Raw genomic sequence first — 16,649 nt, forward strand, 5'->3', positions numbered from 1 at the left:
GCCAATGGCGGGTGTTCATTTTGCGCCCTATGAAAGTTATCCAAATAAAGCGAAGGTTATATCCTTACTACAGAATCTCGTTTAACCACCGTAGGTGTATATTTAAAGGTTAACCCTTCTTCTGGTTTACTTCCAGACGCATACTTTAACGCCAGCTCGGCCGCTTTCGCCGCCATCATTTCAACGGGATAACGCAGTGTGGTTAATTTGGGGCGACAGTATTTTGCCAGCAGTACATCATCGTAGCCCATTACTGAAACTTGTTCGGGAACTGAAATACCGTGGTCCTGCAACATGGTCATAGCCCCTGACGCCATCGCATCGTTATAAGCCAGCACTGCGGTAAATTTCGCGCCGGTGGCAAGCAAGTTTTGCATGGCTAGTTCACCCCCCTCTTGATCAGGGGTGGCGTATTCAATCATGCTTTCAGGTAAGCTTAGCTTTGCGCTATTAATGGCGTTTCTAATTCCTTCAAGACGGTGATTCGGATCGTCAATACGATATTGGCTACTTATTACCGCGACATGTTCGTGCCCTTGATTAATGGCGTATTCCGCCATAAGACGACCACCGGTTACGTTATCAAGCCATACGCAGCGGTTTGCTATTTCTGGAATAAATCGGTTAATTAAAACGAAGCCTGGTACTTGGCTAGCAAAGCCAATCAAAGTCTTGTCATCAAGGGCTTTGCTGTGCACTACCATGGCTTCAACACGGTGTTCTAATAAGGTTTCAATGGCACGCAACTCTGTCTCTTTCTCTATAGAGCCGGCACTAAGTAGAATTTGAACATTATTTTTTCGTGTTATCGACTCGACGCCATGAGCTAACATTGCGAAAAAGGGGTCATGCAACTCGGCAATAACCACGCCCAACGAGGCGCTGCGTTTTGTAACAAGTGCCCGCGCATTTGCGTTGGGGCGATACCCCATCTCTTCCATGATTTTTTTAACGCGCTGTCGGGTATCGTTGCCTACTTTCGGCCCATTATTGATAACCCTTGATACAGTCGCTAAAGAAACTCCGGCGGCTTGGGCTATATCTTTTATTGTTGCCATTTTCTCTTAAACTTTGTTTTGTAATGCATTGAAGGCCATAAGACCTGATTGCCATAGCGTACATTATATTTACAAAAAAAGGTAAAATTCTCACGCTTTGTTGTCTTGCAATAAGCCTAATAAACCAGACAAGACCATGAAGTGGTTTTACCAACTCTAGTTCTTTGCTAAACCCCTGTCAAAAAGCGCGGAAAACGTATACCCTTTTACGCGTTATAAATGCTCTACCTATACCCAAACTTACGAAAGTGCACGATAGATAGCCCGAACTTTATTTATCTAGCATCTGAGAAGGTAAAAAAATTGTTATGAAATTAAACGTGTCTACATTTGGTGAAATAGCCGGTAAAACGGTACATGCTTTTACCTTGACTAATAACAACGCGATGTCGGTTACCCTGCTTAACTACGGTGGAATTATTAAGGAAATTCATTTTCCAAATGCGAAAGGCGAGTTAATAAGCTGCGTGCAAACTTTTGATACGTTACAAGGTTATATTGAAGACCCTAGTTATCGCGGCGCCATCGTGGGGCGCTTTGCAAACAGGATAGGGCACGGCACATTTACTTTAAATGGCAAGCAGTACGCGTTAGATAAAAACGGTGGTGATCATAATCTACACGGTGGGCTTACGGGCTTTCACAAGAAAGTATGGGAAGCGAAAACACATGAATCGTCCGATAGTGTCAGCGTTACTTTCACATTAACTAGCCATGACGGAGAAGGTGGCTTTCCAGGCAATATCATTGTTGAGGCTTGCTACACGTTGAGTCAGGACAATGAACTATCTTTAAATATTTCTGCAACAACAGATAAAGAAACGCCGCTTAGTTTCACGCAGCATGCTTACTTCACTTTGAGCAATGAAGAGCAGGTTGGTAATACACTGGTTCAGATTGACGCAGAAAAGGTTACTGATGCAGATAGCAGTTTACTCCCAACAGGTGATTTGGTCGATGTCGGCAATACACCCTTTGATTTCACTTCGCTTACTGCAATTAAACAAAGGGTAGAGCAATCTAGTTCCCATCCGCTGTTTGATAATGTGGGAGGCTTTGACCACAATTATGTACTTCAAATTACGTCTGTTGATAATCCTCAAGCAGTAGTGAAAGCAATCGATACAGGCGTAACCATGGAGTTGTTTACTAGCCTTCCCGGATTGCAGTTTTATACCGGTAGCCTGAAAGAGCGTGATCAGTTAGGTGCATTGTGCCTAGAACCGCAGCATTTTCCTGATGCGCCTAATAAGCCTTTATTTCCAAACTGTTTTGTAAAACCAAATGAAAAGTATCAAGAGATTATTAGATATAGGTTCAGTGCCTTTTGATATGAGCAGAAAGGCAAAAGAAAATTAATTGTTATTAATTTAACAATTAATTTTCTTTGGGACTTAATTGATAATCGGAGTTTCTTCATATATTATTATCAGGGTAAACGTTTAACCCTATTTTATGTTGCGCATTCCAGCGCATTTGGCTAATGCAGAGAGAGTGATTATGGGAACCCCTTTTGACCCAACTAATGATCCACATCGCCGTTACAACCCGTTGTTGGGAGAGTGGGTGCTTGTATCACCACACCGCGCTAAGCGTCCTTGGCAGGGGGCTTCCGAAGAGCCGAACAATGAACAAAAACCCTCTTATGACCCCACCTGTTATTTGTGCCCAACGAATACCCGGGTGAACGGTGAGGTTAATCCAGATTATAAAAGCACGTTTGTTTTTCAAAACGATTTTGCTGCACTTAAGCAAGATACAGCGCAAGCCAGTGAGAAAAAAGGTCTGTTCCAATTTGAAACAGAGCAAGGCTGCAGTCGCGTTATCTGTTTTTCACCAGATCACAGTAAAACGTTGCCGGAGTTAACCGACGAAGAACGTGTTGATGTTGTTAACACTTGGAAAGCTCAAACGGCTGAACTGGGTGAAAGCTATCGTTGGGTTCAAGTTTTTGAGAACAAAGGCTCGATGATGGGGTGTTCAAATCCACACCCGCATGGTCAGGTATGGGCACAGCAGCACATTCCCACAGATCCAGCGAAAAAAGTTGTTCAGCTTAAGCAGTACTTTGGTGAATACAAAACGCCTATGTTGCTAGACTACGCTGAGCAAGAAGTTAAGAAGCAAGAGCGCGTAGTGTGCCAAAACGATGATTGGGTAGTTGTGGTTCCATATTGGGCTGCATGGCCGTTTGAAACCCTTTTATTGCCGCGTTTTGATGTTCAATCAATGCATAAGCTATCTGAGGCGCAATCGCTTTCACTTGCTAAAATCATTGGTGAGATAACAGCGAAATACGACAATTTATTTGAGACGTCTTTCCCATATTCAATGGGGTGGCACAGTGCACCATTTGATAATGAAGACCACCTTGAGTGGACGCTCCATGCTCATTTCTTCCCGCCGCTATTGCGCTCAGCGAGTGTTCGTAAGTTTATGGTTGGGTACGAAATGATGGCCGAAGCACAACGAGATTTGACCCCTGAACAGGCGGCAGACAGATTAAAAGCACTGCCTACGGTGCACTACAAGAAACGTGAGAATACTAATGGATAACCAAGTACTTTCTTCTACATTTGAAGCGCATTATGGCAATGAGCCAACGCTAATAGCACATGCCCCTGGCCGAGTGAACATCATTGGTGAGCATACCGATTATAACGAAGGGTTCGTATTTCCAGCTGCTATTAACTTTGGTACTTGGGTTGCGGCAACGAAGCGCGACGATAATGACATTTTGGTTACTGCGATGGACTATGAAAACCAGCAGAATCAGTTCTCGTTGTCAGACATTAAGTACGACGAGGAACAAGGTTGGGCAAACTATGTTCGCGGCGTAGTAAAAGTACTAAAAGAGGCGATACCAGATTTTTGTGGAGCAAATTTGCTGGTAACGGGTAACGTGCCACAAGGCGCCGGTTTAAGCTCTTCAGCGTCTTTTGAAGTGGCAATCCTAAAAGCCTTAAGTGCATTGTATGAATTGCCTCTCGATGGTGTGCAAGCTGCGCTATTAGGCCAAAAAGCTGAGAATACTTTCGTTGGCTGTTCGTGCGGCATTATGGACCAGTTGATCTCAGCCATGGGCAACGAAGGTATGGCAATGCTTCTTGATTGCCAGTCATTAGCCATCGAGCACTCACCGCTTCCAGATTCACACCAAATCGTGATCATCAACTCCAATGTAAAACGTGGTCTAGTGGATAGTGAATACAACTTGCGTCGCCAGCAATGTGAACAAGGTGCATCGCTACTGGGCGTTTCATCATTGCGCGAAGCAACCATGGAGATGCTACAAGACGCGAAAGCACACATGCCTGAAGTGGTTTATCGCCGTGCAAAGCATATTATCACTGAAAACGCGCGCACGTTGGCCGCAAGCCAAGCGTTAAAGTCTGGTGATATTGAAACGGTTAGTGACGCTATGGCGCAGTCTCATGTTTCCATGCGTGACGATTTTGAAATTACCGTACGCCCCATTGATTATTTGGTTGAAATCATCGGTGACGTGTTAGGTAAATCTGGTGGTGTTCGTATGACGGGCGGTGGTTTTGGTGGCTGCGTTGTAGCGCTTGCCCCTACAGACAAAGTTGATGCTGTGAAGCAAGTAGTAGCAGACAAGTACTTTGACGAAACTGGCTACCATGCAGACATCTACGTGTGTACTGCTACGCAAGGCGCATTTGCTTAAGTTTGCATGAATGAAAACAAGGATTAGAAACGCTATTCCCTCCCTTTTCTAAACAATCCTAATCGTTAGAATTGTTTGTGTCCCTTAAGCCGCATCCATTGGTTGCGGCTTTTTTTTTACAAAAGTGCGTATTTCTTGTTAAAAAAAATCAACAAAGTGTGATACTAATACTACCCGCAATATCACGATGCGTTTGTCGGTGGATTTTTAACCGATTGATAATTCTTCGTAAGTTGCGAAACGCGTTTTTAAAACGTGACACTGGTGTGGCAATAACCAACAAAATAATAAAAACAATTTTTCACCTGTGTACCCTGCATAACGATCGCCGCACCCAAAATAAAAACTTTGGGAAAAACTATGAAATTAGCATCAATAGATATCACGTTATTCGTGATATACGTCGTCGCGCTTGTCACAATTGCGTGGTGGGTTTCGCGCGAAAAGCAGGGTCATCAAAAAGACACAAATGATTATTTTCTAGCGGGCTCAAGCTTGCCTTGGTGGGCGATTGGCGCATCGTTAATTGCCGCCAATATTTCTGCTGAGCAAATTATTGGTATGTCCGGCTCAGGCTATCAGTTGGGGCTTGCCATAGCGTCGTATGAATGGATGGCGGCTATCACTCTGCTCATCGTTGGTAAGTTTTTCTTACCTATCTTTCTAAAGCATAAAATCTACACCATGCCTCAATTTCTAGAGCAGCGATATGACCATCGGGTGCGTAAGGTTATGGCAATATTTTGGTTAGGCGTTTATGTATTTGTAAACCTTACTGCAGTGCTGTGGTTGGGTGCTTTGGCCATCAATACGATTGCCGGTGTAGATATGGTTTACGGCATGATGTTTTTAGGTCTTTTCTCGCTAGCCTACTCACTTTATGGCGGCCTAAAAGCGGTAGCGTTAACCGACATTATTCAAGTGGTGCTGTTAGTCATTGGCGGACTGTTCCTATCGTATACTGCGTTAAACCTAATCAGTGATGGAAACGGTGTTATTCAGGGGTTTGTCGATTTAACCAATAAACTACCTGAAAAATTCGACATGATTTTGTCAAAAGATAACCCGCACTATATGGACTTGCCGGGCATTTCTGTACTGGTTGGTGGTATGTGGATCATGAACCTGTCGTATTGGGGCTTTAACCAGTACATTATACAGCGCACGTTGGCGGCAAAAAGTGTTCAAGAAGCGCAAAAAGGCATCGCGTTTGCGGCATTCCTTAAACTGCTAATGCCGTTAATAGTGGTATTGCCGGGAATTGCAGCAGTACTTATTGTGCCTGACTTAGCTAAGCCAGACCAAGCGTATCCCAGCCTAATGACACTGATGCCAGTTGGCCTTAAAGGTATTATCTTCGCCGCACTTGTGGCGGCAATTGTGTCGTCACTTGCGTCGATGACCAACAGCGTTTCTACCATTTTTACAATGGACCTTTATAAAGATAAGCGTCCTAACGAGTCACAGCAACATTATGTGAAAGTAGGGCGAATAGTAAGCTTGGTCGCGCTAATCATTGCTATGGTGGTAGCTAAACCGTTATTAGGTAATTTCGACCAAGCATTCCAGTATATCCAAGAATTTACGGGCTTCTTTACACCGGGCATTTGCGCGTTATTCGTGCTAGGTATGTTCTGGAAGAAGACCACGGCGAACGGTGGTCTGCTTGCAGCGTTAGGTTCATTTGTTTTAAGCATTGTGTTTAGACAGTTCTGGCCTGAGCTGCCATTTATTGACCGCGTTGGGCTTGTATTCCTGCTTTGCGTTGCCTTGGCTGTAGTTGTTTCACTTCTAGAGAAAAAGGGCATTAGCGAAAACGCAGTCGACCTTAATGAAGTGCAGTTTAAAACCACAAGTGGATTCAACGTAGCATCAATCGCTGTAGTTATCCTTACTGCGGCGTTTTACATCACGTGGTGGTAGCAGACAAGGAAGGGCGTTTTTAAACTTAACGTCCTTGCTAAAATTAGCTAAAAACAACGCGAAAGTTCAGAAGACGTTGACAGTAAATTTTGTTAAGTTCTAGAACGTGTTGCAGTTAGTAACGTATACGTGAGGCGAAAAATTTCAATTTTCCCTCATAAAATACGATATACTAGCGGGCTAATATTCGATGAACTTTCGCGCTTGCTGATGTCTTACTAAGAAGAGTTATACAGCAAGCCACTAAAAACGTTACAGGAGACATCAATGGCAACGAAAGGCGTTAATAAGGTTATTCTTGTTGGAAACCTTGGCAATGATCCTGAAGTTAGATACATGCCTAACGGAAACGCCGTTGCGAACTTAAGCCTAGCAACTAGCGAAAGCTGGAAAGACCAACAGGGTCAGGTTCAAGAGCGCACTGAGTGGCACCGCCTTACAATGTACCGTCGCTTAGCAGAAATTGCCGGAGAGTACCTGAAAAAGGGCTCGCAAATTTACGTTGAAGGTAAACTGCAAACGCGCAAGTGGCAAGATCAGCAAGGTCAGGACAAGTACACAACTGAAATTATCGTAGACCAGATGCAAATGCTAGGCGGCCGCGGCGGTGAAGGTGGTGGTGGTAACGGTGGTTACCAGCGTCCTCAAAACAACCAAGGTGGTTACAACCAAGCACCAGCGCAGGGCGGCTATAACCAAGCGCCACAGCAAGGCGGTGGTCAACAAGGTGGTTATAATCAAAATCAAGGTGGCGGTTATAATCAAGCGCCTCAAGGTGGCAACCAAGGTCAGCCGAAGAACCCACCAATGGCTGAGCCAGACTTTGACTTTGACGACGACATCCCGTTCTAACCAAAGATACAAGTCGAAAAAATATTCCAAGAGCCGCTTTATAATAGCGGCTTTTTTTGAGCTATACTTGCCAGCGCCTTCTGAGTGAGCACTTATCTATGCGGATTGGTATAACTTAGTAGCTGACTATTGTAAAATCACATGTCGTCTATATCCATCATGCCAGACAGAGGCGGGTGATGGAGGAATTTCAATAATCCTTAGCTCCAAGGTTAATCTTTCACAGTGTCGGTATTTGCAAGGTTACTCGTTTTTGTATTTCTCACTATTAAACTCAGCGCTTCATTAGCTAAAAATAATGTTGAGTGCGACCTTGAAGGTTGTGATGAGAAGAAACCTACCATTATTTGGATACGCCCACCTGAACTTGGTGTTGAAGGGCCAGGTATAACTATTACGTCAGGCCCGGTTTATGATCTTATGGCTCATCTGTCTAGCTATCTTGGCCGCTATAGCCATCAATTTGAAGCCTACCCAGTTAAACGTGCATGGTCGCTAATTCGACATGAGAAGTCGTCTCAAAAGGTCTACTGTTTCTACGGCGCGTCACATAAAAAAGAGAGAACAGAATGGGGGTATTTTTCTAAACCTACCTCTATCAACTTGCCTCTACTTATTGTGTCAAGAAAGGCGCTCCTACCTTTAATCGATGATGAAGAAAATGACGGCTTGTCACAAAAGGTGAAAGGCTTGTTTGAGTCGGTTTCTTTGCAAACATTACTCAATCGAAACTTTAAAACCGTACTCTACAGCGACGTAAGTAACGCCTATGCGCGTACTGTCGAGCAATGGGCAACGCAGTACAATGTGTTAAGAGTGCATAGTCTAGGTACAGACCTAGGCATGCATACCATCGAATTACTGAAAAGTGGACGAATTGACTTCGGTTATGTAGGTCAGCGTGAAATAGCTGCATTATCAAGAGAAGAGCTCGACACCTTGCATGTGTATCAAGTTAGCGAACTTTCGGAAGAATTGAGAGGAACAAAGCGCTTGCTATGTTCAAAGACAGCGCTAGGACAAGAGGTAACAACGAGTTTGGATCAGGCGCTAGAGCATATTTTTGCGAATCCTGAAAAAAGTGAGATTTTGAGAGATACTAATTTCAGAGCGGATAGTTATTCTCAACGCCTTAAGCCTTTATTCGACCAACGATGGAATACTTTTCTGTCGAAAAAGTAAATGTTGGGTAGCACGTTTAACCTATTTCTCAGTCTCTTTATTATATGAATATGTGGAGCTTTTTAGTTAGTTCATAATCTATTCCCTATACCCTTCAAAGTAACCTAAATAGCTTTCGACGTTGCTGCTGACCCCTTACATCCTCGTTTTATTACTGTTTCTTATTTCGTTTAATCAGCAATAATAATGGAGGTTTACTTGTATGGAGTTCGTTAGGCGGTATTATAAAATTGTCTTTCAATAACAAGAAAATCAGCCTAATTATGAAAACGTTATCCCTGCTCTGTGGCGCTGCTGCACTGGCGTTTAGTACTGCTATGTTACCTACACCGGTTTCTGCAGCTCAGAACCTCTATAAGCCTTTTCCAGCGGATGTTATGCCATCGCTAAGCGAGAAAGGCGCTCACGTAGTTGGCGTAAAAACCATTGAAGCGACTTACCCAGAAAAAGTGAAAGATATTGCTGGGAATGATGTTGAACGTAAATTGACGCTAGAGGTTTGGTATCCAGCTTCAAGTGCTGCCGAAACGGCAACGTATGTGAATGAAACGCGAAGTGGTCAGGTATTTGAAATTGAGGGCGATGCAAGCCGCGATGCGCCGATTGCTAAAGCAGATTCTGATTACCCGGTGGTAGTTATATCTCACGGTTATACCGGCTATCGTACGCTTATGTATTATTTAGGTGAACACCTTGCGTCTCACGGCTATATAGTTGCGGCTATCGATCATACAGACTCCACAAACAAAGACGTTAATTTTGCTGAAAATCCGTATTCAGGCTTTCCAAGCACGCTACTAAATCGCTCTCGAGACCAGGTTCTAACCTTGAACAGCATTAGCGAACACGAATTTTTTAAAAACAGTGTTGATGCAAGTAAGGCAGGCGTTATAGGCTATTCCATGGGAGGCTATGGTGCGGTAAGTACAGTAGGCGGCTGTTATGCGTTTAACGACCAAAAGGCAGCGACCTTCACTGGCACACAAGACCCTAAAGTAACAGCGCTTATCAAAGACGCGCTAAATACTTGCGCAGGTGGCAACGACAGTAGCAAGCATGTACTACCAGCTTGGAAAGCAGCGTTAGCGCTTGCTCCATGGGGAGGGCAACACCAGCTATTTGATGTTGAATCACTGAACAATATCAAGGTACCCGTTCTTTATGTGGCGGGTGATAACGACGATATTTCAGGTTACGATGGTATTAAATGGTTATTCGAAAATACCGGCAGTGAAGGTTCTAAGCTACTTACGGTTAAAAACGCTCGTCATAATGTCGCACCTCACCCCGCCCCTAAAGAAGCCTATGGCAGCGAGTTTGATTTGGGCAGCTACATTGAGCCTGCGTGGGAAGTGCAAAAGCTAAATGCTATCAACGAGCACTTCGCGTTGGCGCTTATGAACTGTCATGTGAAAGGCTTAAAAGATGATTGTGAATACCTGAACATAAGTGGCAGCAGTGCCCAAGTTCCCGTAGACGGTAAAAAGCCAGAACCTTGGAAGGGCTTCGACGACCGATGGGCATTAGGCCTAGAGATGGAAGGCAAGTAAGCTAAACCAAAACAAAAAAAGCGAGCGGCGGTGTAATACCGCGTAGCTCGCTTACTCGTATTTTCTTTCGGCTGCGCTTAAAAGGCCACAGCGCTTAGAAAGCCATAGCGCTTAAAAAGCTAAACCGCTTTAACAGTATAAATTAGCGCTGTTTGTGGGAAGAGTACCGGCAGCTGCATACCGTATTTCATCAAGACTTCGCCAGAGAACACTTGCCCTTCAGTTTGCTGCAAAACTGAAGGAGTGTATTCTTTCAGCTTTTCAGGCCATACACGCTCAATGGTGTATTGCTTGTTAGCATCAAGCCCTGCAAAGTAGAAACGGTTCGGCGTAGTGCGTACGGTTTCTGTAACACTGTTATATGCAAAAATACCCTCCTGCTTGTCTTTCGACATATAACCAAATTTCACATTCATGCCGTCATCATCCATGCGGAATAGGTCGCCGCCGTGGGTAATATGACGATATTTCTTATAAAGCGAAATGGCGTCCGCTAGCACTTTTTGCTCATGGTCTGTCAGTTCACGCGGGTCCATTTCTATACCCATATGGCCAAATAAGGCTACTGCAGAACGAATCTCAATAGGTAGGTTACGACCTGTAATATGGCAGTCACGCGGGCCTACGTGGGCGCCCATGACTTCAGAAGGGAAGAAGTAAGAGCAGCCGCGCTGAATGTATAAGCGGTCTAACGCGTCGTTAGAGTCTGACGTCCAGAAGCGATCTGTGTGTGGCAATATGCCTAAATCTACACGTCCGCCACCTGAACAACAGCTTTCTATTTCAATGCCTGGCTTAGCTGCTTTTACGCGGTCAATTAAACCGTAAAGCGCTGCCATTTGGCCGTGCATTGCTGGTTTGCCTTGAAGGTTACCTGGATGGTTTACGTCGCGGTTCATGTCCCACTTGATGTAGCTAATTTTTGGATAGGCTTTTAGTACATCAGTAATCACTTTATACAGGTACTCAACCACTTCAGGGTTGGTCAGGTCTAGAACGTATTGGTTTCTAAATGGCACATGAGGGTTGTTTTCAGTTTGAAGTGCCCATTCAGGATGCGCGCGATACAAGTCGCTATCTGGGTTAACCATTTCTGGTTCGAACCAAATGCCGAACTCCATGCCAAGACCAGTAACATGGTCAATTAGCCCGTCTAGTCCTTCTGGGTAAATAGCTTCATCCACAAACCAGTCACCAAGCCCAGCTTTGTCGTTTCTGCGGCCTTTGAACCAACCATCGTCTAAAACGAAGCGCTCAATGCCTAACGGTGCTACTTTATCAGCCAAGGCTTTAAGTTCGTCTTCGTTGTGATCGAAGTAAATTCCTTCCCAGGTGTTGTAGTGCACTGGGCGAGGTTTAGATTCAGCATTGTGGTTTAGCACATTACTGCGAATGAAATTGTGGAACTGTTGCGACAGGGATGAAAAACCTTCGCAGCCATAGCCTGTGTAAAGCACCGGAGATGTGTAGCTGTCCCCAGCATCAAGTACCACTTCACCAGGAAACAGTAATTCACCGAACTGAACATAACTTCTGCCATCAGCCATGAGTTCGGCGCGAAGCTTATGGTTTGCTGAAGCGCCAAGGTGGTAACCAAAGCACTCACCGTTAAGTTCACCCGTACCTTGAGGGAATGCAATCAGGCCTGGGAAGGTGTCGTGAGAGGTTTTGCCACGACGGTTTTCACGTACATAACTTCCAAAGAATAAGTCGTGATCCTTGGTTTGAAACTCTGCAGACCAACGACCTTCGAATGTTTTAATTTTACTAACCGTTGTAGGAAGAGGGAGGCTAGCAGCATTCAGGTAATTGAGGTTCAGTGCATTGCTGCCGGTGTTTTCTACACGAGAAACATATTTAACCACACTGGTCGCGGTATCAAGCTCTACACTTGTGATAAGGCGCATACCGCGATGTCTATCTTCAGCAATGAAGGCAACCGATTGAGCGTCTTGATTTATCTCTACTAAGTTAAAGCCTGCTGACCACTGGTTCGCATCACCGGAAACTTCAAGGCCTGGCTGTCCAGTCCAACCTTCACCATGGGTAGGCACTAGTGTAATCGGTGGCTCGATAACCGGCGCACATTTAGCTTCTTGACGTGTATTAAGAACGCTTAGCATCTCTGGTGTGGTGCTGTCACTTAATGGCGCACCATAGTAAATGACCTTGGGCATACGACCTTGGCAGTCGAATATTAAAGTAGCCTTTTCGTTCGACAGGCGCACGAATTGAGAAAGTGACGACATAAAAACCTCAGCGTTAATAAAACGTAAATTAGGTGGTGATACAACTCTTTTACAACGCAAGCAGCGTCTTCTTACGTCATAATTTTGCATATTAAATCACGTTCACTAGACCTATTCTACAATTTTAGGGTAAACGTTTTACTTTCAATGGTAGTCTGCATTGTAAACGAAATGAAGTCTGACCAATAGTTGCAAAATATAGATGATATTAATTGTTAAAAACAAAAAAGGATGTCAAAAGACATCCTTTTTCGACATGTTACTAATTTGTTAGGCTTCTTTTTTATAAAGCTCTAGGGAAAACTCTGCCTTCTGGTTAAACACTACGCGGTTCACAATAAGAGCAAAGGCGACACAGCCAATAAGCGTTGCGAACATTAGGTGTATGTAATGAAGTCCAAATGGTGCATACAGAGGTGAAGCTTCAAAGCTCATTAATGCGTAAATTGAAACGCCGAATAACACTGCACCAATGGCTGCGAATGCATGCACGTTTCTAAACAGTAAGCCAACGATGAATACTGAAAGAATAGGCATACTTAATAGCCCGTATAGCTTCTGGACTAGGTTGATAATACTGTCAGCTTGTTGGTATACAGGGATTAGTGCAAGCGATACTAAGCACAATAAAATAGTCACGTAGCCGCTTAACTTAGGTACGTTAGGTGTTTTGTTGACATAGCTTTCGTGGATATCACAAACATACAGCGCAGTAGCAGAGTTCAAGTTACTGTTAAACGTAGTTAACACCGCGGCTGCCATGGCCGCTGCGAATACGCCTGATAGCCAATCGGGCAATACCGTTGCTACAATTTTTCCGTAAGCACTATCACCAATATCACCAAATAGTTTGTATGAAACGATGCCTGGAATAACGATAATGGCAGGTACAATTAGCAAGCGGATGCCGGCCGCAGCGAATACGCCTTTCTGCGCTTCTTTCAACGAAGGTGCCGCCATTGCGCGCTGAGTAATTACTTGGTTGGTTCCCCAGTAAAACATTTGAATGAAGATCATGCCGGTAAGCAAGGTATGCCAAGGAATTGGAGACTCATCATCGCCAATTAGGGTAAGTCGCTCTTGCGGAATGCCGTCAAAGTTATAGTCGATGGCTTGAAGCGCCAGAATAACCACCAGTACGGCCATAGTTAAAAGCAGCACGCCAGAGTAAGTATCAGACACTGCTACCGCGCGAAGGCCGCCGAAGATAGCGTAAAGAGCGCCAACGATAACGAAGATAACTGCAATGTACATTAGCGGCAGTTCAACGTTAAACATAGACTGCATGAACAATGAGCCCGAATAGATTACTGCCGGGCAAAATATCAAGGCACTGCCTGCGAAGAAGAGCGCACTAATAACCGCGCGAATGTGCTTATCGTTGTAGCGCTGCTCGAGAAGTTCCGTGGTCGTTGTACACTTGAACTTGTAATACACAGGTAAAAATACTTTTGCCAGTACGAATAGGCCTACTACCGCTGCGAGCTCCCATAGGGCTAACAAGGCCATTTGGTTACCATTCATACCTACAAGCTGATCGGTACTTAAGTTGGTAAGGGTGATACTTCCTGCAACGAAGTACCAAGCTAGACCGCCGCCTGCAAGAAAGTATTCGCGGTTTTGGTTTTGGGCACTTCTATTTTGTCCGCGGCAACTTAAATAGGTAAGAAAACCAATTAAAGCAGTCACAAAGACAAAAACAGACACCTGAATAGTGCTGGAAAACATGTTTTACTCCTAGAGAATAGTTATGACTTGCTGGTTTCGAACTTAATGTTATTTACAGCGCGTTCAGGAAATTTAGTGTTATGAAGACGGATAACGCGGTTTACTTGCAAAATAGAGCCAAGAATATTGAAAAGCACGTTGAGCAGGCCCTTTTGATTCAAACTAGCCAGCTCTTCACCTGTAAGGTTTTGCAAGCGTTGTTCATTCACCGTAGCTAATCCGCCCACCCGCTGACTAGTGTTGTCTTTGTACTCTATGATCAAATCGACAGTATGAATTAGCCCCATCTCGCTAATTTGATTCATCATTACAGCGGTTTGCTGCATGGCGTTAACGCGCTCATCTAGCAATTTCTTCTTATTATCAAGGTATGCAGTAGGGCGCTTTGAAGGCAAAAAGAGTGCTTCACCGTCTTGGGAAGAAACAGCTGGCGAGTCCACATCAACTAAAACTTCTTGTTGCTGAGCATCATTTCCCAACCGTACGATAAAAGGTAAGGTGCGAAGACTGAGCGGTGTATAGTGACCAAGCCACATGCCTTGCGTTTCAAATACGTTTTCTTGGGGAGCAAGGCCGCACAGCGCTGAAATAGTCCAATACTGTGCCTCAGAAGATTTACTAAAAAACAGTGGAAAGTCGCTAGATGCTTGAACGGCTTCTTTTATCTCAATATTGAGAAGGTGAAATTTCGAATAAGTACTAGCAAGCTTGCTCTCGTCAATAGTAAGAGCGCTGTGGGTATCAGCCGATAAGGTTTCAAATGTTGGCATATTATAGTTCTCGTTAGCTTGCCAACCACTGCTCAATGTAGTCGCGGTGATTAGGTAAGCTGCTTAGTTTTTGCTGGGTGATTAGCTGATTTTGTTGAATCACTTTATCAGCTAGGTCACGTTCGTTGTAGAAATGAGACTGCAAAGAAAAGTCTGGAGAAAATCCCATTCCATATAGTACGTACTGATAGCTGGCGGCAGGGAATAACTCTATTGCCGCTGAAAAATCAGCAATTTGAGGGCCACGATACTTCCAAATTTCCAAATCTTCTTTTAAAGAGGCGGGGATAGAAGACGCATCGCGATTAGCAACCCAGTAAGGTTCACTGCGTTGATTGAAAATATAATGCAGTTTCAAGAAGTCGATAATGCGCTGCCAGCGATAGTTCATTTGCTTATTAAAGCGCTGGCTAACGATAGGCATCGCTGATTCTGGCAGTGGCATTTGCTCTGCAATATAACGTGCAGAAATCTCAATAAGCATAAGGGCTGTTGCCTCTAATGGCTCTACAAATCCTGCGGAAAGACCTACTGCAATACAGTTGCCTTTCCAAATACGCTTCTTATAACCAGAGTTAAAGCGAATGGTGCGCGCTTTCAAATCACCGTGTTTGTCACCAACGTACTGACGCAATACTTCTTCGGCGCGTTCATCGGTAGTAAATTCGGTGGAGTAAACATGGCCTACGCCTCTTCGAGAAGATAAACCAATATCCCAAATCCAGCCTGCTTCTTGTGCTGTGGCTTGGGTGTAGGGCTTTATTTCAAAGTCTTCTTCGTGGGGTACATGAAGGGCAAGGGCAGAGTTATTAAATAGCACGTCATCTGTGGAAACAACGCTTTCGCCAAGGGTTTCGCCAAGCAATAGTGAGCGAAAGCCAGAACAGTCGACGAATAAATCGGCGTCTAAAACCATGCCGTTGTTAAGCGTAACGCTTTCGATATGTTCGTTTGAGGTTGCGGCTACGCTTTCTACCGTGGCGACAATGTGTTTAACGCCTAGCTCCGTTTTGCTGAAGTCTCGTAACATGTCAGCAAATGCGCCAGCATCTAAATGATACGCATAGTTCGATTGCGCGCTGCTGTATTCATGTTCGCTGAGTGTGCGAGGCGCCATATTACGCTCACACACGTGCTGCTGAAAGTTAGTGGCGTTGGCAAAATTTGCAATATCGCCTACGTAGGGGGCCATCTCAACGCGGCCATAACCTAGCGGAACGGTAAACGGGTGGTAATAAAAGTCGCCGTCGCCATTTACCCAATTTACGAACTTACCGCCTTGCTTAAATGCAGCGCTGCAGCGTCTAAATACTTCTTTTTCTGACAGCCCAATGTCTTTAAGTGTATTTCGCATTGTTGGCCAGGTGCCTTCACCCACGCCAACAGTGGGAATATCACTAGATTCAACCAATGTAATGTCTAAACCACATTCACCCATTGCTACCTTGTGTTTAGCCGCGACTATGGCGGCAGTAAGCCAGCCAGCGGTGCCGCCACCTACGATAACAATACGCTGTTTTTGGGATGTATTAGGTGAATGGTTCATGAAACAACACTACTTAAATGGAATTATGACTGCTTTCTACATTTATCCATAAACGTACTCGATTTGCCAATAGGCTTATGGATAAATGGCAGGGTTTTACCCC

At 44.5% G+C, this 16,649-nt stretch carries 12 protein-coding genes; 7 read left to right on the top strand and 5 right to left on the bottom strand.

The window, feature by feature from the left end:
* Positions 1-56 precede the first annotated feature (56 nt).
* Positions 57-1,058, bottom strand: coding sequence for a LacI family DNA-binding transcriptional regulator (locus ACXAGV_RS15310; protein ID WP_474873986.1), 1,002 nt, complete (start codon positions 1,056-1,058; stop codon positions 57-59).
* 308 nt (positions 1,059-1,366) lie between these two features.
* On the opposite strand from ACXAGV_RS15310, the gene ACXAGV_RS15315 reads away from it, so the two are divergent.
* The 7 genes from ACXAGV_RS15315 to ACXAGV_RS15345 all read left to right on the top strand — a co-directional run bounded on the left by ACXAGV_RS15315 (position 1,367) and on the right by ACXAGV_RS15345 (position 10,253).
* Positions 1,367-2,389: an aldose epimerase family protein gene (locus ACXAGV_RS15315; RefSeq protein WP_474873987.1), complete on the top strand. Its 1,023-nt coding sequence runs from the start codon at positions 1,367-1,369 to the stop codon at positions 2,387-2,389.
* A 169-nt stretch (positions 2,390-2,558) separates the two neighbouring features.
* Entirely contained in the window at positions 2,559-3,614 is a 1,056-nt protein-coding gene (locus ACXAGV_RS15320) for a UDP-glucose--hexose-1-phosphate uridylyltransferase (RefSeq protein WP_474873988.1), read from the top strand.
* A complete protein-coding gene (gene galK / locus ACXAGV_RS15325; RefSeq protein ID WP_474873989.1) occupies positions 3,607-4,746 on the top strand; it encodes a galactokinase in 1,140 nt (379 codons plus the stop codon). Before ACXAGV_RS15320 ends, galK begins: the two co-directional genes overlap by 8 nt.
* Before the next feature lie 360 nt (positions 4,747-5,106).
* Entirely contained in the window at positions 5,107-6,669 is a 1,563-nt protein-coding gene (locus ACXAGV_RS15330; RefSeq protein ID WP_474873990.1) for a sodium/sugar symporter, read from the top strand.
* 267 nt (positions 6,670-6,936) lie between these two features.
* Positions 6,937-7,521, top strand: coding sequence for a single-stranded DNA-binding protein (locus tag ACXAGV_RS15335; protein ID WP_334058631.1), 585 nt, complete (start codon positions 6,937-6,939; stop codon positions 7,519-7,521).
* Positions 7,522-7,746: 225 nt separating this feature from the next.
* A complete protein-coding gene (locus tag ACXAGV_RS15340; RefSeq protein WP_474873991.1) occupies positions 7,747-8,703 on the top strand; it encodes a hypothetical protein in 957 nt (318 codons plus the stop codon).
* 263 nt (positions 8,704-8,966) lie between these two features.
* Positions 8,967-10,253 carry an alpha/beta hydrolase family protein gene (locus tag ACXAGV_RS15345; RefSeq protein ID WP_474873992.1) on the top strand — a complete coding sequence of 429 codons (1,287 nt, stop codon included), beginning with the start codon at positions 8,967-8,969 and terminating at the stop codon, positions 10,251-10,253.
* A gap of 119 nt (positions 10,254-10,372) precedes the next feature.
* Here the strand turns inward: ACXAGV_RS15345 and ACXAGV_RS15350 are convergent, their stop codons facing one another.
* The 4 genes from ACXAGV_RS15350 to ACXAGV_RS15365 form a co-directional block, all read right to left on the bottom strand.
* Positions 10,373-12,502, bottom strand: a complete 2,130-nt coding sequence (locus tag ACXAGV_RS15350) for an alpha-galactosidase (RefSeq protein WP_474873993.1) — start codon at positions 12,500-12,502, stop codon at positions 10,373-10,375.
* A gap of 270 nt (positions 12,503-12,772) precedes the next feature.
* On the bottom strand, positions 12,773-14,230 hold the full coding sequence (locus ACXAGV_RS15355) for an SLC5 family protein (protein WP_474873994.1): 1,458 nt from the start codon (positions 14,228-14,230) through the stop codon (positions 12,773-12,775).
* 20 nt (positions 14,231-14,250) lie between these two features.
* On the bottom strand, positions 14,251-15,000 hold the full coding sequence (locus ACXAGV_RS15360; RefSeq protein ID WP_474873995.1) for a SapC family protein: 750 nt from the start codon (positions 14,998-15,000) through the stop codon (positions 14,251-14,253).
* 13 nt (positions 15,001-15,013) lie between these two features.
* A complete protein-coding gene (locus ACXAGV_RS15365) occupies positions 15,014-16,546 on the bottom strand; it encodes a tryptophan halogenase family protein (protein ID WP_474873996.1) in 1,533 nt (510 codons plus the stop codon).
* Between the last annotated feature and the right edge of the window lie 103 nt (positions 16,547-16,649).

The organism is Alteromonas sp. ABH4_453 (genome assembly GCF_056160665.1).